Source organism: Clavibacter davisi (assembly GCF_052751415.1).
This window is the reverse complement of record NZ_CP199882.1, coordinates 360,042-378,182: the sequence shown is the minus strand read 5'-3', so window position 1 is coordinate 378,182 and position 18,141 is coordinate 360,042. Positions and strand designations below refer to the sequence as shown.

19 protein-coding genes are annotated in these 18,141 nt (G+C 74.0%); 13 read left to right on the top strand and 6 right to left on the bottom strand.

What is annotated here, in order from left to right:
- Positions 1-48: 48 nt before the first annotated feature.
- Entirely contained in the window at positions 49-705 is a 657-nt protein-coding gene (locus ACU4ZT_RS01815; RefSeq protein WP_414748496.1) for an NUDIX domain-containing protein, read from the top strand.
- 25 nt (positions 706-730) lie between these two features.
- Here the strand turns inward: ACU4ZT_RS01815 and ACU4ZT_RS01810 are convergent, their stop codons facing one another.
- Both ACU4ZT_RS01810 and ACU4ZT_RS01805 read right to left on the bottom strand, forming a co-directional pair.
- Positions 731-1,426: a nucleotidyl transferase AbiEii/AbiGii toxin family protein gene (locus tag ACU4ZT_RS01810; protein ID WP_445337746.1), complete on the bottom strand. Its 696-nt coding sequence runs from the start codon at positions 1,424-1,426 to the stop codon at positions 731-733.
- Complete coding sequence (locus tag ACU4ZT_RS01805) at positions 1,416-2,024, bottom strand: hypothetical protein (protein ID WP_445337745.1); 609 nt, start codon at positions 2,022-2,024, stop codon at positions 1,416-1,418. Before ACU4ZT_RS01805 ends, ACU4ZT_RS01810 begins: the two co-directional genes overlap by 11 nt.
- Positions 2,025-2,121: 97 nt before the next feature.
- Here ACU4ZT_RS01805 and ACU4ZT_RS01800 point away from each other — a divergent pair, with 97 nt between their 5' ends.
- Positions 2,122-3,213: a threonine aldolase family protein gene (locus ACU4ZT_RS01800; protein ID WP_445337744.1), complete on the top strand. Its 1,092-nt coding sequence runs from the start codon at positions 2,122-2,124 to the stop codon at positions 3,211-3,213.
- 24 nt (positions 3,214-3,237) lie between these two features.
- Here the strand turns inward: ACU4ZT_RS01800 and ACU4ZT_RS01795 are convergent, their stop codons facing one another.
- Positions 3,238-3,486, bottom strand: coding sequence for a hypothetical protein (locus tag ACU4ZT_RS01795; RefSeq protein WP_270980634.1), 249 nt, complete (start codon positions 3,484-3,486; stop codon positions 3,238-3,240).
- Between the two features lie 194 nt (positions 3,487-3,680).
- On the opposite strand from ACU4ZT_RS01795, the gene ACU4ZT_RS01790 reads away from it, so the two are divergent.
- Positions 3,681-4,184, top strand: a complete 504-nt coding sequence (locus ACU4ZT_RS01790) for a helix-turn-helix domain-containing protein (protein WP_445337743.1) — start codon at positions 3,681-3,683, stop codon at positions 4,182-4,184.
- 728 nt (positions 4,185-4,912) lie between these two features.
- Here the strand turns inward: ACU4ZT_RS01790 and ACU4ZT_RS01785 are convergent.
- The 3 genes from ACU4ZT_RS01785 to phnF form a co-directional block, all read right to left on the bottom strand.
- Positions 4,913-7,645: a phosphoenolpyruvate carboxylase gene (locus ACU4ZT_RS01785; RefSeq protein ID WP_270980637.1), complete on the bottom strand. Its 2,733-nt coding sequence runs from the start codon at positions 7,643-7,645 to the stop codon at positions 4,913-4,915.
- Positions 7,646-7,808: 163 nt separating this feature from the next.
- The gene (locus ACU4ZT_RS01780) at positions 7,809-9,110 is read right to left on the bottom strand and encodes an MFS transporter (RefSeq protein ID WP_445337742.1); all 1,302 of its coding nucleotides are present in this window, start codon (positions 9,108-9,110) and stop codon (positions 7,809-7,811) included.
- Positions 9,111-9,149: 39 nt separating this feature from the next.
- A complete protein-coding gene (gene phnF, locus ACU4ZT_RS01775) occupies positions 9,150-9,887 on the bottom strand; it encodes a phosphonate metabolism transcriptional regulator PhnF (RefSeq protein ID WP_445337741.1) in 738 nt (245 codons plus the stop codon).
- 204 nt (positions 9,888-10,091) lie between these two features.
- On the opposite strand from phnF, the gene phnG reads away from it, so the two are divergent.
- Genes phnG through ACU4ZT_RS01725 form a run of 10 tightly spaced genes read left to right on the top strand, consistent with a single transcriptional unit; the run spans position 10,092 to position 18,133 of the window.
- Positions 10,092-10,583, top strand: a complete 492-nt coding sequence (gene phnG, locus ACU4ZT_RS01770; RefSeq protein WP_063070427.1) for a phosphonate C-P lyase system protein PhnG — start codon at positions 10,092-10,094, stop codon at positions 10,581-10,583.
- Entirely contained in the window at positions 10,580-11,242 is a 663-nt protein-coding gene (phnH, locus tag ACU4ZT_RS01765) for a phosphonate C-P lyase system protein PhnH (protein ID WP_445337740.1), read from the top strand. The genes phnG and phnH overlap by 4 nt, the downstream gene beginning before the upstream one ends.
- Position 11,243: 1 nt before the next feature.
- A complete protein-coding gene (locus ACU4ZT_RS01760) occupies positions 11,244-12,410 on the top strand; it encodes a carbon-phosphorus lyase complex subunit (protein WP_445337739.1) in 1,167 nt (388 codons plus the stop codon).
- Positions 12,407-13,285: an alpha-D-ribose 1-methylphosphonate 5-phosphate C-P-lyase PhnJ gene (locus ACU4ZT_RS01755; protein WP_270980642.1), complete on the top strand. Its 879-nt coding sequence runs from the start codon at positions 12,407-12,409 to the stop codon at positions 13,283-13,285. The genes ACU4ZT_RS01760 and ACU4ZT_RS01755 overlap by 4 nt, the downstream gene beginning before the upstream one ends.
- Complete coding sequence (gene phnK, locus ACU4ZT_RS01750) at positions 13,282-14,064, top strand: phosphonate C-P lyase system protein PhnK (RefSeq protein ID WP_445337738.1); 783 nt, start codon at positions 13,282-13,284, stop codon at positions 14,062-14,064. The genes ACU4ZT_RS01755 and phnK overlap by 4 nt, the downstream gene beginning before the upstream one ends.
- A gap of 8 nt (positions 14,065-14,072) precedes the next feature.
- A complete protein-coding gene (phnL, locus tag ACU4ZT_RS01745) occupies positions 14,073-14,867 on the top strand; it encodes a phosphonate C-P lyase system protein PhnL (RefSeq protein WP_445337737.1) in 795 nt (264 codons plus the stop codon).
- The gene (locus tag ACU4ZT_RS01740) at positions 14,864-15,697 is read left to right on the top strand and encodes a DUF1045 domain-containing protein (protein WP_445337736.1); all 834 of its coding nucleotides are present in this window, start codon (positions 14,864-14,866) and stop codon (positions 15,695-15,697) included. The genes phnL and ACU4ZT_RS01740 overlap by 4 nt, the downstream gene beginning before the upstream one ends.
- Positions 15,694-16,875, top strand: a complete 1,182-nt coding sequence (locus ACU4ZT_RS01735; RefSeq protein WP_445337735.1) for an alpha-D-ribose 1-methylphosphonate 5-triphosphate diphosphatase — start codon at positions 15,694-15,696, stop codon at positions 16,873-16,875. Before ACU4ZT_RS01740 ends, ACU4ZT_RS01735 begins: the two co-directional genes overlap by 4 nt.
- Positions 16,872-17,519 carry a phosphonate metabolism protein/1,5-bisphosphokinase (PRPP-forming) PhnN gene (gene phnN, locus ACU4ZT_RS01730; RefSeq protein WP_445337734.1) on the top strand — a complete coding sequence of 216 codons (648 nt, stop codon included), beginning with the start codon at positions 16,872-16,874 and terminating at the stop codon, positions 17,517-17,519. Before ACU4ZT_RS01735 ends, phnN begins: the two co-directional genes overlap by 4 nt.
- Positions 17,516-18,133, top strand: a complete 618-nt coding sequence (locus ACU4ZT_RS01725) for a DapH/DapD/GlmU-related protein (protein WP_445337733.1) — start codon at positions 17,516-17,518, stop codon at positions 18,131-18,133. The genes phnN and ACU4ZT_RS01725 overlap by 4 nt, the downstream gene beginning before the upstream one ends.
- Positions 18,134-18,141: the final 8 nt, after the last annotated feature.

Here is an 18,141-nt window from a genome sequence, read left to right as displayed (position 1 = left end):
GCCCTCCGGGGGACGCGCCGCGCGCCCCCGCCCCGGGAGGATCGCCCCATGACGCGCCCCGGTGAGACCGTGCCCGACTCGCGGGGCCGCACCGGCCTCCACCTCCGCGGGACGGACCTCGACCGGAACCCCGACGTGGTCGTGAAGCGCGTCGAGGTCACCTCCGACGGCTGGCACGTGCTCCGCCGGACCACGCTCGACCTGCGGCTGCGCGACGGATCCTGGCAGGAGCAGCAGCGCGAGACGTACGACCGCGGGGACGGCGCGACCGTGCTGCTCTACGCGGCCGACACGCACCGGATCCTCCTCACCCGCCAGTTCCGCTTCCCCGCCTACGTCAACGGCCACCCCGACGGCATGCTGATCGAGGCGGCGGCCGGCCTCCTCGACGAGGACTCCCCCGAGGACGCGATCCGCCGCGAGGCCCGCGAGGAGCTGGGCGTCGAGGTCGTCGCGCTCACGCACCTGTTCGACCTGTTCATGAGCCCCGGATCCGTCACCGAGCGCGTCCACCACTACCTCGCCGCGTACGCTCCCGCCGACGTCGTGGGCGCGGGCGGCGGCGTGGCCGAGGAGGGCGAGGACATCGAGCGCATCGAGGTGACGCTCGACGAAGCGCTCGCGATGATCGCCGACGGCCGCATCGCCGACGGCAAGACGGTGATCCTCCTCCAGCACGTGGCGCTGCACGGGTTCCCGGGGTAGGTTCGCATTCCCTCGACGAGGATGCTCAGAGCACAGGTGCCGGACCCGAGCCACGGAGCTGGATTCGCGCCTCCTCCTCCCAGCCCCGCGCCATGTCGCGATAGCGCTTCCTCTGCGCCTTGTTGAAGCCCGCACGATCCGCGAGCAGCGCGAATGCCCGCGCCACCTGGTCGGGTATCGCGGCAGGATCTCCTGCGGTCGCCGCCAGGAGGACGCGGATCACCGTCGCCGGATCCCCGCCGAACTCGATGAGCCTCACCAGCTCGCGAGCGTCCTTGGCGCCTTTCTCCGAATCAGGCCGGTCGAGCAACGCCGCCATCTTCGTGGTGATGTGCGCTTCGATGGTGAGGAGGGACCAACCACGCAGCTTCTGCTCGTCCACGTATCGCGCCAGCACCTCCACCTTCAGCAGCAGGTGATCCCCGAGCTGGGACTCGTAGGGGAAGTAAGCGTCTATGTGGATGCCATCCGCTGTGCCCCGAGCCTTCTTCGCCCCTCCGCTGTGCCGAGAGCTCTCGCTGTAGTCCTCCAGTCGATCCCGCAGGGTGATTCGTCGAGACGGGTCCTGCACGATGAGATCGATGTCCTGGCTGATGTCGCCACCGACCCTCAGGTAGGTCGCCCACCCTCCGATCAGGATCGATGGGTCGAGTTCGTATCCGAGGGAGTCGACGAGGCGATGAAGCTGCGCCGACTCGTCGGCCGAGATGTCAGGTGGCATCGGGAGCCTGGTCCCACTCGCGTTCCCGGAGGAACTTGTCCCGGATCGCGTACCGGTATTCCGAGGCTGCCCACCCCGGAGTCGCGAAGAGATCGGCATAGGTCTGGGCCAGCGAGCTGTACCCGTCCCAGGTCCGCGCTGCTCGCTTGTCCATGGTCATGATGCGGACCTCTTCTCCGGGCGGCAGCTTCGTCGAAGCAGGCACATGGGGCACGTAGAGCAGATGCTCGATGAAATCAGCGACATGGACACCCCCGAGGTGCACCTTCGCCGCGTCCGGCCCCCCGAGCGCATACGGATGGGCGGAGGCGTCCATCAGCGGGCGGGCCCCCTCGACCGTGGTCATGGCGAGGGTGTCTTGGATGAGATTCCTGCGCGCGCACAACAGGGTGAGCACCTTGTCCAGGCTCGTCACCGAGAAGCCGCCGCGGGGATACTTGAGGATCGCACCGATCAGGCTCAGGCGCTCAAGGGCCAGGTTCGTGGTCGAGGCGGGCACCCCCGAGGAGTAGGCGAGATCCTCGACGCTCTTCCACCTTCGCTCCTGACGGAGCGCCGCGTCAGCGAGTGTGCGCCACACCAGTTCGTTGCCCTTCATCGCGCACCTCTCGCTCTTTGGAAATCCTGAGCATGAATCTACAGGTAAACCTGTGACCGAAGCCAGTGAACCTCGTCAGGTAGGCGAAGATGGACCCGTGACCGACGCCACCGCCGCCTCCCCCCTCCGCCTCCACGACACCGCCGCCCGCGGCTTCGCCTCCGACAACTACTCCGGGATCCACCCCGAGGTGCTCGAGGCCATCGCGGCCGCGAACGGCGGGCACCAGGTCGCGTACGGCGGCGACGCCTACACGGCCCGGCTCCAGGAGGTCGTCGGCGAGCACTTCGGCCGCGGCGCCGAGGCGTTCCCGGTCTTCAACGGCACGGGCGCGAACGTCACCGGCCTCCTCTCGATGCTGCCGCGCTGGGGCGCCGTGGTCTGCGCGACCACCGCGCACATCAACACCGACGAGGGCGGGGCCCCCGAGCGCGTCGCCGGCATCAAGCTCCTGCAGGTGCCCACCGAGGACGGGAAGCTCACGCCCGAGCTCATCGACCGCGAGGCGTGGGGCTGGGGCGACGAGCACCGGGCGCAGCCGCTCGCCGTGAGCATCACGCAGACCACCGAGCTCGGCACGGTCTACACGCCGGCCGAGGTGCGAGCGATCGCCGACCACGCGCACGAGCGCGGCATGCGCCTGCACATGGACGGCGCCCGCCTCTCCAACGCGGCGGCCACGCTGGACGCGCCGTTCCGGGCCTTCACGTCGGACGCCGGCGTCGACGTCGTCAGCTTCGGCGGCACCAAGAACGGCCTGCTCTACGGCGAGGCGATCGTGGTGCTCGATCCGGAGGCGTCCGAGGGCCTCACCTACCTCCGCAAGCTCAACATGCAGCTCGCCTCGAAGATGCGGTTCGTGAGCGCGCAGCTGCTGGCGCTCCTCGGATCCGAGGTCGACGGCGTGCCGCTCTACCTCCGCTCCGCCCGCCACGCGAACGGCATGGCCGCGCGCCTCCGGTCCGCGCTCGACGGCGTGGACGGCGTCGAGTTCACGCAGGAGACGCAGGCGAACGGCCTCTTCGCGATCCTCCCCGAGGGCGTCGCCGACCGCCTCCGCGGCGAGTTCCGCTTCTACGACTGGGACCCGGCCCGCCGCGAGGTGCGCTGGATGTGCTCCTTCGACACCACCGAGGACGACATCGACCGCTTCGCGGCGGCGATCCGCCGGGAGGTCGGGGCGGCGTAGGCCGCAGCCCCCTGCACGAGCTCGTCAGGGACGAGGCCTCCCGGCCCGGAGGTTCCGCCGTCGGATGATCCGGAACCCGACGAACGTGACGACGAGCACGACGCCCGCTCCGAGAGCCAGACGCGGTAGCAGCTCCAGGCCCGAGAAGGCCTGGACCCCCGCGGCGAGGAACACGGCGATCACCATGAGGGTCATCGACTGCCCGACGGATGCGCGGCCCGATGTCCGCGGTCCTCCTTCGGCTCCCCGGTCGATGTGCACCTCGTCAGCCATGTGTCGACTCTGCCAGACGAGCATCGAGACTCGCCGTCGCGTCTCGATCGATCCCTCAGGGGACGCATCTCCCGGGTCGCCGCGCTTCATCGCGCGGGGCGGGCTCGCCCTGCGCACGCTGTCGGGTGGATGTCGGGCCGTCGTCGGGTCGATGTCGTGGCCGGCGCCGGGGGCCCGTCCCTACTGTGGAGACCATGAACGGGACACGGATCGTCGACCTCCGCACGCAGCGCGGCTGGACCCAGGAACGCCTGGCCGAGGCCAGCGGCATCACCGTCCGCACGGTGCAGCGCCTCGAAGCCGGCAACGACGCCAGCCTCGACACGCTCACGCGTGTCGCGAACGCGCTCGACGTGCCGGTGGGCGACCTGTCCGCCACCCTCGACGAGAGCGACCACGGACGCGCCGTCACCGCCCCCGACACCAGCGCCGCGCGGCAGCAGGAACGCCGCGACACGATCACCGACGGGCTCGAAGCCCTCTACTACGGCGTCGGCGCGCTGCTCACGATCGGCGTGATCGTCGGCATCACGACGGACGCGTTCGAGAACCACGCGATCTACATCATCCCCGCCTACTGGATCGCCGGATGGCTGCTCGCGGTGTTCCTGTTCCTCGTGGTCCTCAGTCCGCGCCTGGATCGCCGGTTCCCGCTCTCGCGCGACCGCACGCAGCGGACGCGTGACGGTCGGACCTGATGCTCGCGTGCGCGAGCAGGTCACGCTCCTGATGGAGCCGCGCTGCACGACTCCATGGGCATGGCTTCGTCCGCTCGACGTCGGCCACGGTGGGATGCCGATGTCACCGGCTCGCCCCTCCGGCCTCCGAAGATGCGCCTTGCCGACTGCGGGTCGCAGTACGGGCACGTTCCCGACTGGCAGCACTGGCGCTGCGTCCGCCTACGAGGAAGCCGAGCTTCCCTGCGGCACCAACCCGTGAAATGAGTCGGCGGGGGCCTCACGGCCCCCGCTGACGTCCGGGCTAGTCTCCGGCCGGCCCGAACTCCACGTGACCCGGCCCGCGGTCATAGCGATAGCCGACTCGGAAGCGCATGTAGATGACACCCTGCGGGAACCGCGCTTCCACCTCGTCGGCGAACTGCGAAGCCTCGGGCTCGCGTGCGAAGACACCGAGCACCGTGTTGTGGGGCGACTCATCCTGCAAGACGATCCAGACTTCGGCAGGCGCCGGGGGCGTCCCGCTACCGCTGTTCTTCCGCGACCTCCACACCAGGCAAGCATGACCCTCGTTCGGCATCCCCTGCAAGCGGGCGCGCGGCCGCTTGGCGCTGCCGGGTGGGCGCCTACCGCAGGGCAGCGGACGAACGTGCTCGCCATCCCTCCCGGTCCACTGCGAGGTCGGGCAGCGGCCGCGGAATCGCGGGTCCCAGCTCGATGGCCGGCAACCGCTCCGCCGTGATCGCGCGTCACCCCGTGTTCTGCAGCCCCGCCGCGATCCCGTTTACCGTGAGGAGCAGGAGCCGGTGGTCCGGATCCGTCGGGTCGGCCTGGCCGGGAGCGCCCTGGCCCGCCGCTTCAGAGGCCGACGTGCGCAGCGCGCGCAGGGCCCGCAGCTGCAGCAGCGAGAGCGCGTCGACGTACGGACTCCGGAGGCGCACCGCGCGGCGCAGCACCGGCCGGCCCTCGAGGATCTCGCCGCGGCCGGTGGCCTTGCGCACCCACTCGCGCGTGAGCTCCATCTCCTCGGTGACGAGCGCCGCGAGATCCGGTCGGTCGCCGAGCGCGAGGTAGCGCTCCGCGAGGCGGCCGTCGGTCTTGGCGAGCGACATCTCGACGTTGTCGATCATCGACGTGAACAGCGGCCACTCGTCGTAGGCCCTGCGGAGCACCGCCTCGTCGCCCACGGCGGCGAGCGCGGAGCCGAGGCCGAACCAACCCGTGAGGTTGATGCGCGCCTGCGTCCACGCGAACACCCACGGGATGGCCCGCAGATCCTCCAGCGACTCGACCGACAGGCCGCGGCGGGCGGGCCGGGAGCCGAGCGCCAGCAGCCCGATCTCCTCCATCGGCGTGACCTGCGCGAACCACGGCGCGAAGCCGGGCGCCTTCACGAGCTCGAAGAAGCGGGCGCGCGAGGCCTCGTCCATGACGCGGACCATCTCGGCGGATCCCTCGGCGGCGACCGCGTTGCGCTCCTCGTTCGAGGGCGCGGACGCCAGCAGCGTGGCCGCGGCCATCTGCTCGATGTGCCGGGCGGCGATGCGCTTGTCGCCGTAGTGGGCGAAGATCACCTCGCCCTGCTCGGTGAGCTTGAAGCGGCCGTCGACGGATCCCGGCGGCTGGGCCCGCACGGCGCGGTCGGCCGGTCCGCCGCCGCGGCCGAGGGCTCCGCCGCGGCCGTGGAAGAGCGTGAGCTCGATGTCGTTCTCGCGTGCCCACGCGGCGATGCGCGCCTGCGCGTCGAACAGCGCGAAGGTCGCCGACACCGGGCCGACGTCCTTGGAGGAGTCGGAGTAGCCGAGCATGACCTCGAGCTTCCGGCCCGTCTGCGCGAGGCGGGCCGCGACCTGGGGCAGGCGGATCATGCCGTCGAGGATCTCGGTGCTCGCGTTCAGGTCGGCGAACGTCTCGAACAGCGGGATGACGTCGAGGACGGGCGCCTCCTCCGCGGAGCCGAGGGCGAGCGCGGCCAGCTCGTGCACCGTGCGGATGTCGTCGGCCGACTGCGTGAACGAGACGATGAAGCGGGAGAACGGCGCGACGCCGTGCCGCTCCTGGAGGCGGGCGAGCGTGCGGAAGACGTCGAGCACCTCCACCGTCATGGGCGCGAGCTCGGGCGCCTGGTCGCCGGATGCATCGGCCGAGGCCACGGCGAGCACCTCGCGGAGGGCCTCGCGGTGCACCTGCGAGTGCTGGCGCACCTCCATCTCGGCGAGGTGGAAGCCGAAGGTCTCGGCCTGCCAGACGAGGCCCTGCAGCTCGCCGCCCGCGATGCGGTGCGCGCCCGCGCTGCGGAGCGACGCCTGGAGCACGCGGAGGTCGGCCAGCAGCTCGGCGGCGGACGGGTAGGCGATGGGATCGTCGTGGCGCTCGCGCGTGGCGGCGAGGCGGCCGGCGATGACGAGGAGCACGCGGCGGTGCAGCTCGGCCGGCGCGCGCGTGCCGATGCGGGCGGTGAGGTGCGGCGCGAGCGCGTCCTGCGCGGCGGCCAGCTCGCGGAGCTCGGGGCTCGGCGGGGTGTCGGCGTCGCCCAGCGTGAGCGAGCGGCCGACGCGGAGGGCGACGCGCTCGAGCCCGAGCAGGATGTGCTCGCTGGCGATGCCCGCGGCCTCCTCGGTGACCGCCGCGGTGACGTACGGGTTGCCGTCGCGATCCGCCGCGATCCAGTTGCCGAGCCGGAAGAACGCGGGCGCCACGGCGTCGCGCACGCCGGCCTCCTCGCCGAGCAGCCAGTCGTCGAGCAGGCGGTAGACGCGCGGCACGACCTCGAACAGCGTCTGGTCGAAGACGCCCATGGCCGTGCGCACCTCGTCGAGCGGCGTGGGCCGGGTGGTGCGCAGCGGCGACGTGCGCCACAGCCCGTCGATCTCCTCGAGCAGCCGCCGGTCGACGTCCTGGCCCGTGAGCGTGCCGGCCATGGCGCCGTCGCGCTCGGTGAGGAGGTCGCCGATGCGGCGGATCCCCGTGGCCACCGCCCGACGCCGGGCCTCGGTGGGGTGCGCCGTGAGCACCGGGTGGAACCGCATCTCGCCGAGGCGGCGCATGGCCTCCTCGCGGCCGAGCTCCGCGGTGAGCTTGCCGACCGCATCCGGGATGGAGTCGGGCACGAAGCCCGACGCCGCCTCGCGCTCGCGGAGGACGCGCACGCGGTGGTGCTCCTCGGCGAGGTTCGCGAGGTGGAAGTAGCAGGTGAACGCGCGGGCGACCTGCTCGGCGCGCTCGGGCGTGAAGGTGGCGACGAGCCGCTCGGCGTCGTCGATGGACGCGTCGCGCGCGCTCTCGTACGCGTCGATGACCAGCTCGCGGAGCCGCTCCACGTCGTCCAGCAGATCCTGGCCGCCGGACTCGCGGAGCACCTGGCCGAGGAGGCCGCCGAGGTGGCTGACGTCCGAGCGGAGAGCGGGCTCCACGGCGTCGCGGGTGCCGTCGCGGGTGGAGTCGTGCTCGAGGGGAAGCGGCTTCTTCGGGGGAGTCGTCACGGAGTCGAGGATACGGACAGCGCGCGGCGGATCCTGCGCATGACGTCCGAGGACGAGCGCTCCGGCCGCGGATCCGCCTGGGGAGGAGCGGCCGGACGACGGATCGGGCGGCCGCGGATCGAAGGGACTCGGATCGCATGGCGGCGGATCGGGCTGCCGCGGATCAGGCGGCGGCGGGCGCGGCCGTGCGCTCGTCCCGCGGCATGCGCAGCAGCGCGTACGCGGAGGCGGCGAGCAGCAGCACGGCGCCCGTCGCGAAGGCGACGGGGAACGACACGGCGTCGGCGAGGTAGCCCGCGACGAGCGGGCCGACGATGGCACCGAGGTCCGACACCATCGAGAAGACAGCGACGGGACGGCCGCTGCGGCCGCCCGCGGCGTCGCCCACCGCGGCCCCCGGTGCCGTGCCCATGAACGACGCGGCCGCGCCGAACAGGCAGAGCAGGATCGTGAGCACGATGACGTTCGGCGCGAACGGGATCGCGACCATCAACACGCCGGCGACGGCGAACGACCCGACGATCGCGGGCCGGCGGCCCACCGTGTCGACGAAGCGCGCGGCGGGCGCGAGCGCGAGGGCCTGCACGACCGCGGCGCACGCGAACGCGATGCCGGTGGAGGCGGCGGGCGCGCGGATCACCTCCACGACGAGCAGCGGGATCAGCGAGCTGCGGACGCCCATCGACGCCCACCCGTTGCCGAGGTTGGCGAGGAGCGCGCCGCGGTAGCGGGTGTCGCGGAGCACCTCGGCGAAGGGCCGCGGCGGCTCGGCGGGGCCGGTCGCGTCCGCCGGGCCCGTGCGCTTCGACAGCAGCAGGAGCCCGATGACGCTCGCGACCGCGAGGGTCGCCGCGTAGAAGAAGAAGGGAGCGGTGAGCGAGACGGTCGCGAGCACGGCGCCGAGCGCGGGCCCGGCCATGCCGCCGATGAGGAAGCCGCCCTGGTAGAAGCCGATCGCGCGGGCCCGGCGGGTGGGATCCGTCGAGCCGAGCAGCAGCGTCATGGCCGCCACCGAGAACATGGCCGACCCGATGCCGCCCGCGCCGCGGAGGAGCAGGAGCTGCAGGTAGTCCTGCGCGAGGCCCGCGAGGCCGGAGGAGAGGGCGACGATCGCGAGGCCGATGGCGAGCACGGTGCGCTCGCCCGTCCAGTCCATGATCCGCGCCACGAACGGGCTCATCACGAGCCGCATGAGCGCGAACGCGGAGATGACCGCGCCGATCTCGAAGCTGCCGACCCCGAAGCTGCGCGCGTAGACGGGCAGCACGGGCACGACCACGCCGAAGCCGACCATCACGAAGAACGCGATGACGCCGAGGACGAGCACGTCGCGCGGCAGCTTCGCGCGGGGGGCGCGCGGCGCGCGCGGGGCGCGCGGGGCGCGGACGGGGCCGCGCGTGTCGGGCATCCCGCCGTCGCCGGGCTCGGGGGTGCTCGCGGATCCGCCACGACGGAATCCGCGCATGCGCTCAGGATACGCGGTGCGCGGCGGCCTCCCCGTCGCCTACGACCGGCCGTGCTCCACGTCGAGCTCGACGCGATCGGCCGCGAACCGCGTCACGTTGAGGAGCAGCGGCGTGCCGTCCGGCAGCGTGTTGAGCGCGCGGACCACGAGGACGACCGCGCCGGACGCGAGCCGCAGCTCCGCGGACTCGGCGGCCGTCGCGAGCCGGCCGGTCACGGTGGTGGTGGCGCGCAGGTAGTCGTCGACGCCGACGGCGCGCAGGGCGTTCGTCATCGACCCGTCGGGCCCGTAGCGGTCGACGATGCCGGGCACGAGCTCGTCCACGAGCCACGAGGTGCCGCGGACGACCGGGCGGCCCTCGACGAGCCGCAGCGTCTCGAGGCGGAGGGCGGGGCGACCGGCGAGGGCGAGGCGCTCGGCGACGTCGGCGGGCGGATCCTCCACGGCCCACTCGAGCAGCTCGCCCGTGGACGCGGAGCCGCGGCCGCCCAGGCTGTCGCTGAGCCGCGTGCGGAGGCCGATGCGGTGGACGATCACGTCGTGCGCGGTCACGAACGTGCCGCTGCCCCGCCGCGAGACGACGAGCCCGTCGGCCGCGAGGGCCGCGACGGCCTGCCGCACGGTGTGGCGGTGCACCTCGAAGCGCTCGGCGAGCTCGCTCTCCGACGCGAGCTTCGCGCCGGCCGGCACCGCGCCCTGCATGATCTCGGCGCGCAGCTCCTCCGCGATGAGCCGCCAGGCGGAGTACCCGCTCGTGGATCTGCTCTGGGTCGCCATGTCCTCTCGATGCTAGCGGGGGCGCGTGGCCCCGGATCGGCGCGCCGACGCGGATCCGGACCGCCGGGCTCTCCGCCGCCGCCCGCGTTCCCCACTGTTCACCTGCCCGCGACCGGCTCGTCGCGCGGGCGCGCGCTCCCGCTCCCCCTCCGCCGCTAGGGTCCACTTATCTAGATGAGCAGACAACTTGGAGGGATCGCGTCCATGACGACGACCACGACCAGCACGACCGCACGGGAGGACGCCGCCGCCCGCCAACGCTGGATGCGCGTCCTCTCGGCCGCCGACGTGGGCGCGCTCGACGCCGCGTGGACCGCGTGGGAGCCGAAGCCCGAGGTGCAGCACATCCGCGGCCCGGAGGCCGGGCTCGTCATGGTCCGCGGCCGCGTCGACGCCGGGGGCGCGCGCTTCAACCTCGGCGAGGCCACGGTCACGCGCGCCACCCTGCGGCTGCACGGGCCCGCGATGGCGGCGGATGCCCTCGGCAGCTCCTATGTCCTCGGATCCGACCTCGAGCACGCCCGCCTCGCCGCCCTCTTCGACGGGATGCTCCTCGACGCCGGGCTGCACGACCGCGTGCTCGCGGAGGTCGTCGCGCCGCTCGAGCGCGAGCGGGCGGAGGCGGACGCGAGGCGCGCCGCCGAGGCCCGCAGCACGCTCGTGGACTTCTTCACGGTCGCCCGGGAGCACGCGTGAGCGCCGTGGCGGGCCGCGCACCCGGGACTGCCGCGCCCGGCATCCCGGCGCCCGGCATCCCCGCTCCGGGCTTCGCCGACGCGACCCGCGGCGCGCAGGCCGCCTTCCGCGCGCTCCTCGACGCGCTCGCGCACCCGACCAGGATCCACCCGCTCACCGGACCCGCCGAGGCGCCCGCCGGCCTCGGCCCGGGACTCGGTGCCGTCGCCCTCACCGTGCTCGACGAGGAGTCCGCGCTGTGGCTCGACCCGCGGCGCGCGGCCGACGCCGAGGTCACGTCCTGGCTCACGTTCCACACGGGCGTGCGGATCGTCGCCGACCCCGCCGACGCCGCCTTCGTCCTCGCCGACCCGGCGTCGCTGCCCCCGCTCGCGGAGCTGGCCGCTGGCACCGACGAGGAGCCGCACCGCTCCGCGACCGTCCTCCTCGACGTGCGCGGCGCCGCGGGCTCCCTCCGCATCCGCGCCGAGGGCCCCGGGATCGACGGGCACGCCGTCGCCGACGCCCCCTGGGCCGACGACGCGTTCCTCGACGCCTGGCGGGCGAACGGCGCCTGCTTCCCGCGCGGCATCGACCTGCTCCTCGTCGACGCGGGATCCGTCGCCGGGCTCCCCCGCACCACCCGCCTCCGGGCGGCCGACCCCCGATCGGAGGCCTGACATGTACGTCGCCGTCAAGGGCGGGGAGCGGGCCATCGCCGCCGCGCACGCCCTGCTCGCCCAGGAGGGCCGGGGCGCTCCCGGATCCCGTCCGCTCGAGGCCGGGCAGGTCGCCGGCCAGCTCGGCGTCCTCGTCTCCCGCGTGATGACCGAGGGCTCGCTGCACGATCCCGAGCTCGCCGCCCGCGCCCTCCTCCAGGCCCAGGGCGACGTGCTGGAGGCGGTCACCCTGCTGCGCTCCTACCGCACGACGCTGCCGCGCTTCGGCTACACGCTGCCGGTGGACACCGCCGGTCTCCCGCCGCAGCGCCGCGTGTCCGCCACCTTCAAGGACCTGCCGGGCGGCCAGCAGCTCGGCGCCACCTTCGACTACACGCACCGCCTGTTCTCGGACGCGGAGCCCGCGGACGTCTCGACGCGCGCGGAGGACGCGGGCGCCACGATGCCGCGCGTCGCCGACCTGCTCGGCGCCACCTCGCTCATCGAGCCCGACTCCCACCCCGGCCAGGACGACGAGGAGCCCGCCGACATCACGCGCGAGCCCACCGTGTACCCGATGACGCGCGCCGAGCGCCTGCAGGCCCTGGCCCGCGGCGACGAGGGCTTCCTCCTCGGCCTCGGCTACTCGACCCAGCGCGGCTTCGGCACGACCCACCCGTTCGCGGGCGAGATCCGCGTGGGCGAGGTGGAGGTGGAGCTCGACGCGCCGGAGCTCGGATTCGCGGTGCCGCTCGGGCGCATCGAGGTCACGGAGTGCCAGATGGTCAACCAGTTCACGGGCAGCGCCGACCAGCCGGCACGGTTCACGCGCGGCTACGGCCTCGCCTTCGGGCGGAGCGAGCGGAAGGCCATGTCGATGGCGCTCGTCGACCGGGCGCTCCGGGCCACCGAGCTCGGCGAGCGCATCACCGCCCCCGCGCAGGACGAGGAGTTCGTGATCAGCCACTGCGACAACGTGCAGGCGACGGGCTTCGTCGAGCACCTCAAGCTCCCGCACTACGTGGACTTCCAGGCCGAGCTCGCGCTCGTGCGGCGCCTGGCGCGGGAGTGGGAGGAGCGGCACGCGGACGGCGCGGGTCCTGCGGATGCGGACGCGGCCGACGCGGACACCGTCACCGCCGCAACCGCCGCCGCCGCCGTCCCGGCCGGACCGGGGGCCCGCGCATGAGCTCCTCCCTCATCGGCTACAACCTCGGCTACCTCGACGAGCAGACCAAGCGCATGATCCGCCGCGCGCTCCTCAAGGCCGTCGCGATCCCCGGGTTCCAGGTGCCGTTCGCGAGCCGCGAGGTCCCGATGCCGCGCGGCTGGGGCACGGGCGGCGTGCAGGTCACGGCCGCGATCATCGGCGAGGACGACGTGCTGAAGGTCATCGACCAGGGCGCCGACGACACCACGAACGCCGTCTCCATCCGCCAGTTCTTCGCGTCCGTCGCCGGGGCCGCCACGACCACGCGCACCGACGAGGCCACCGTGATCCAGACCCGGCACCGGATCCCCGAGACGCCGCTCGCCGACGGCCAGGTCGTCGTCTACCAGGTGCCCATGCCGGAGCCGCTGCGCTTCCTCGAGCCGCGCGAGACGGAGACCCGGCGCCTCCACGCGCTCGAGGAGTACGGGCTGATGTACGTGAAGCTCTACGAGGACATCGCGCGCTACGGCCACGTCGCCAAGACGTACGACTACCCCGTGATGGTCGACGGCCGGTACCTCATGGCGCCGTCGCCGATCCCGTCGTTCGACAACCCGAAGATGCACATGAGCCCCGCGCTCCAGCTGTTCGGCGCCGGCCGCGAGAAGCGCATCTACGCCGTGCCGCCGTTCACGCGCGTGGAGAGCCTCGGCTTCGAGGACCACCCGTTCGAGCCGCAGACGTTCGCCGACCCGTGCGCGATCTGCGGATCCACCGGCGTGTACCTCGACGAGGTCATCACCGACGACCGGGGCGCATCCGTGTTCGTCTGCTCCGACACCGACCACTGCGAGCGCACGGCGGCCCCCGCCGACGCCGCCCGCGCCCACGACGAGGAGGCGCTCGCGTGAGCGACGACGACCGACCGCTGCTCGAGGTCCGCGGGGCCGCCCACCGCTACGGCGACCGCTACGGCTGCCGCGACGTCGACTTCGACCTCTGGCCGGGCGAGGTGCTCGCGGTCGTGGGCGAGTCCGGATCCGGGAAGTCGACCCTGCTCGGCACCCTGTCCCAGCGGCTCGCGCTCAGCGAGGGCAGCATCCGCTATCGGCTGGCCGACGGCGAGACCGTGGAGCTGGCGGACCTGTCCGAGAGCGCGGTGCGCCGGCTCTGGCGGAGCGAGTGGGGCTTCGTGCACCAGGATCCGGCCGACGGCCTGCGCATGCACGTGAGCGCGGGCGGCAACGTCGGCGAGCCGCTCATGACGAACGGGTGGCGGAACTACGGGCGGATCCGCGAGACGGCGGCCGAGTGGCTGCGGCACGTGGAGATCCCCGTCGACCGCATCGACGACCACCCGACGACGTTCTCCGGCGGCATGCGGCAGCGGCTGCAGATCGCCCGGAACCTCGTCGTCTCGCCGCGGCTCGTCTTCATGGACGAGCCGACGAGCGGCCTCGACGTCTCCGTGCAGGCGCGCCTGCTCGACCTGATCCGCGGCCTCGTGGCGGAGCTCGGCCTCGCGGTGATCATCGTCACGCACGACCTCGCGGTCGCCCGCCTCATCTCGCACCGCACGCTCGTGATGAAGGACGGCCGCGTCATCGAGTCCGGCCTCACCGACCGGGTGCTCGACGACCCGCAGGCCGCGTACACCCAGCTGCTCGTCTCCTCGATCCTGCAAGGATGATCCGCCCCATGACCGGAAGCACCGCCGGGAGCACGCCCGGATCCGCGCCCGTCCCCGTCCCCGTCCTCACCGTCGACGGGGTCGCCAAGACCTTCACGATGCACCTGCAGGGCGGGCAGCGACTCGCCGTCCTCGACGGCCTCTCCTTCGTCGTCGGCCGCGGCGAGAGCGTCGTGCTCGGCGGCCCGTCGGGGGCCGGCAAGAGCACGGTGCTGAAGCTCGTCTACGGCAACTACCAGGCCGACCGCGGGCGGATCCTCGTGCTCGGGCCCGGGCCCCGCGGCGCGGTGGACATCGTCACGGCCGCGCCGCGCGCGGTGCTCGCCGCGCGACGCGACGCCGTCGGCTACGTGAGCCAGTTCCTCCGCTGCGTCCCCCGCGTCGGCACGCTCGACGTGGTGGCCGAGCCGCTCGTGGAGCGCGGCGTCGCGGCGGAGGAGGCCCGCGACCGCGCGGCGCGGATGCTCACGCGCCTCTCCATCCCGGAGCGGCTGTGGTCGCTGCCGCCCGCCACCTTCTCCGGCGGCGAGCAGCAGCGCGTGAACGTGGCGCGCGGGTTCCTGCCGGAGCTCCCGCTGCTGCTGCTCGACGAGCCGACCGCGTCCCTCGACGCGCGGAACCGCGACGTGGTGGTCGAGCTGATCGCCGAGAAGCGCGCGGCCGGCGTCGGCATGCTGGGGATCTTCCACGACGAGGAGGTGCGGGCGGCGGTCGCCGACCGGATCGTGGACGTGGAGGCGTTCGTGCCGGCGCTCGCGGAAGCGGCGCTCGAGGCGGGCGCGCTCGCGGAGGCCGCGCGATGACGCGCGTCGCGGTCTACGCGATCCCGGGCATCGGGTCCGGCGACGCCACCGGGATCATCCTGCGGGAGCGCGCCGAGGCGTGGCTCGGCCGGTCCGTCGTGGGCGGGTCCCCGGCCCCGGCCCCGGCCGCGCCCGCCGGGTGGACGCGGGCCGAGGTCGACGCGATCACGGTCGACGCCCGCCGCTACGGCTTCCACGGCACGCTCAAGGCGCCCTTCCGCCTCGCCGACGGGCGCGACCTCGCGGAGCTCGACGCCGCGGTGGCCGGCCTCGCGGGCGCCCGGGACCGCGTCGCGCTGCCCGGGCTCCGGGTCGCGTCGCTCGGCGGGTTCCTCGCGCTCGTGCCGACCGGTCCCACGCCGACGCTGGACGCGCTCGCCGCCGACGTCGTCACGGGCCTCGACGCGTTCCGCGCTCCCCCGACGGATGCGGAGACGGCCCGCCGGGATCCGGCGTCCCTCAGCCCGCGGCAGCGCGAGCTCCTCGCGACCTGGGGCTACCCGCACGTGCTCGACCGGTTCCGCTTCCACCTGACCCTCACCGACCGGATCCCGGCCGCCGAACGCCCGCTCGTCGAGGCCGCCCTCGCCGCCTGGTTCGCCGACGGCACGGACCGGCCGGTCGCGATCGACGCGCTCGCCGTCCTGATCGAGGACGCGCCCGGCGCGCCCTTCCGGCTGCACGCGGTGCATCCGCTGCGCACCCCGCTCGCTCCCCGCCCCGACTCCCCGCCCCACCCCCACGCCCCGCTCCCCGACACCCCGCACGACCCCGACACCCCGCCCCACCCTCGCGCCGCCCCGGCGCCCGACCCCGAAGGACCCCGATGAGCCGCGAGACCGTCCTGCGCAACGCCCGCATCGTCCTCGACGACGAGGTGCTGCACGGATCCGTCCTGATCCGCGACGGCCTCGTCGCCGACATCTCCCCCGGCGCCGCCGGCGCGGCCGGCGGCACCGGCGACGACCTCGACGGCGACCTGCTCATCCCCGGCCTCGTCGAGCTGCACACCGACCACCTCGAGTCGCACGCGCAGCCCCGGCCGGGCACGCGCTGGGATCCGGTCCCCGCCGTCCTCGCGCACGACGCCCAGCTGAGCGGCGCCGGCGTCACCACGGTCTTCAACGCGATCCGCATCGGCACGCTCGAGGGCCGTGACGACGCCACGCACCTGTCCCTCTCGCTCGCGGAGGCGATCGAGCACGCGGGGACCGCCGGGCTGCTGCGCGCGGAGCACCTCATCCACCTGCGCTGCGAGGTCGCGGCGCCGGACACGGCCGCCGAGTTCCGCGAGTTCGACCGCATCGCGTCCGTCCGCCTGGCCTCGCTCATGGACCACACGCCCGGGCAGCGCCAGTACGCGGACGTCGAGGCGTTCACGAAGTACATGGTGGGCCGGGGACGCGTGTCGGCCGCCGGGATCGGCGCGCTGATGGAGGAGCTGCAGGCCGTCGCCGCCGAGCACTCGACGCCCAACCGCGTGGCCATCGCCGAGCTCGCCACCGCGCGCGGGGTGACGCTCGCGGCCCACGACGACGCCACCGTCGCGCACGTCGAGGAGTCCGCGGCGCTCGGCGTGCGCATCTCCGAGTTCCCGACGACCGTGGTCGCCGCCCGCGCCGCGCGGGAGCACGGGCAGCTGATCGTGATGGGCGCGCCGAACATCGTGCGCGGCGGCAGCCAGTCGGGCAACGTGGCGGCCACCGAGCTGCTCGCGCTCGGGCTGCTCGACGTGCTGTCCTCCGACTACGTGCCCGCGAGCCCGCTGCAGGCGGTCGTGCAGCTCGACGCCGACGGGATCCTGCCCCTCACGCGCGGCGTCCGGCTCGTCAGCGGCGACCCGGCGCGGGCCGTCGGCCTCGACGACCGCGGGGCGATCCGCGTGGGCGCGCGCGCCGACCTCGTGCGCGTGCACCGCCACGTCACCCCCGCGAGCGAGCGGCACCCCGGCGGGCGGACCGTGCCCGTCGTCCGGAGCGTGTTCCTCCGGGGAGCGCGGGTGTCGTGAGCGACGCCTCCGCCCGCATCCCCCTCGGCCCCGGACCGTTCGTCGCCGTCGTCGGCGCGAGCGGCGTCGGCAAGGACGCGCTGCTCGCCGCCGCCCGCGCGCGGAGCGGACCGGACGCGCACTTCCCCCGCCGCGCGATCACCCGCCCGCCCGGGCCCGGCGAGGACTTCGACCCCGTGGGCGTCGAGGAGTTCGCCGCGGCCGCCGCGCGCGGCGAGTACGCCGTGACCTGGCGCGCGCACGGCCTCTCCTACGGGATCCCCGCCACGGCCGACGACGCCGTCCGCGCGGGCGCCGCCGTGGTGGCGAACGTCTCCCGCAGCATGCTCGGCGTGCTCCAGGCGCGCTACGCCCGGCTGGTCGTGGTGCGGATCACGGTGGCCGAGGACGTGCGCGCCGCCCGGCTCCGGGAGCGCGGCCGCGAGCCCGACGACGACATCGCCCGGCGCCTCGCCCGCCGGGATCCCGCGCCCGACCGGGTGGCCGACCACGAGGTGCGGAACCACGGCACGGTCGCCGAGGGCGGCGAGGCCCTGCTCGACGTGATCCGGGCGGCCCGCGCGTCCGCGCTCGCCGCCTCCCCGCACCCCGCGGGACACCACCCCCACGACCCCGCACCCCGCGGAGGGACGGAGACCCCATGACCGCGAAGCTCACCGAGGAGCCCGTGATCGGCCCCGACGTCACGATGAGCGGCAGCGCGCTCGGCCGCTGGACGGAGATCGGCGCCGCCACGCGCCTGCTCGACACCGTGATCGGCGACTACAGCTACTGCGACCGGCTGTGCGACCTCGCGCACGTCGACGTGGGCCGCTTCGCGAACATCGCGAGCGCGGTGCGGATCGGCGCCACCGACCACCCGCTCGACCGGGCCACGCTGCACCACTTCATGTACCGCAGCACCATGTACTGGGACGACGTGGAGGACGACGCCGAGTTCTTCCAGCACCGTCGCTCCCGCCGCACCTCCATCGGGCACGACACGTGGATCGGGCACGGCGCCATGATCAAGCCGGGCGTGCGCGTCGGGGACGGCGCGGTCGTGGCGTCCGGCGCCGTCGTCACGCGCGACGTGCCGGACTACGCCATCGTCGCGGGCGTACCCGCCACCGTGATCCGCTATCGCCAGCCGCCGGAGATCGCCGCGCGCCTGCAGCGGCTCGCCTGGTGGGACTGGGACCACGCGACCCTCCGCGCCCGGCTCGCCGACTTCCGGGCCCTGCCGACGGAGGCGTTCCTGGAGCGGCACGAGGGCTGACGCGTCGC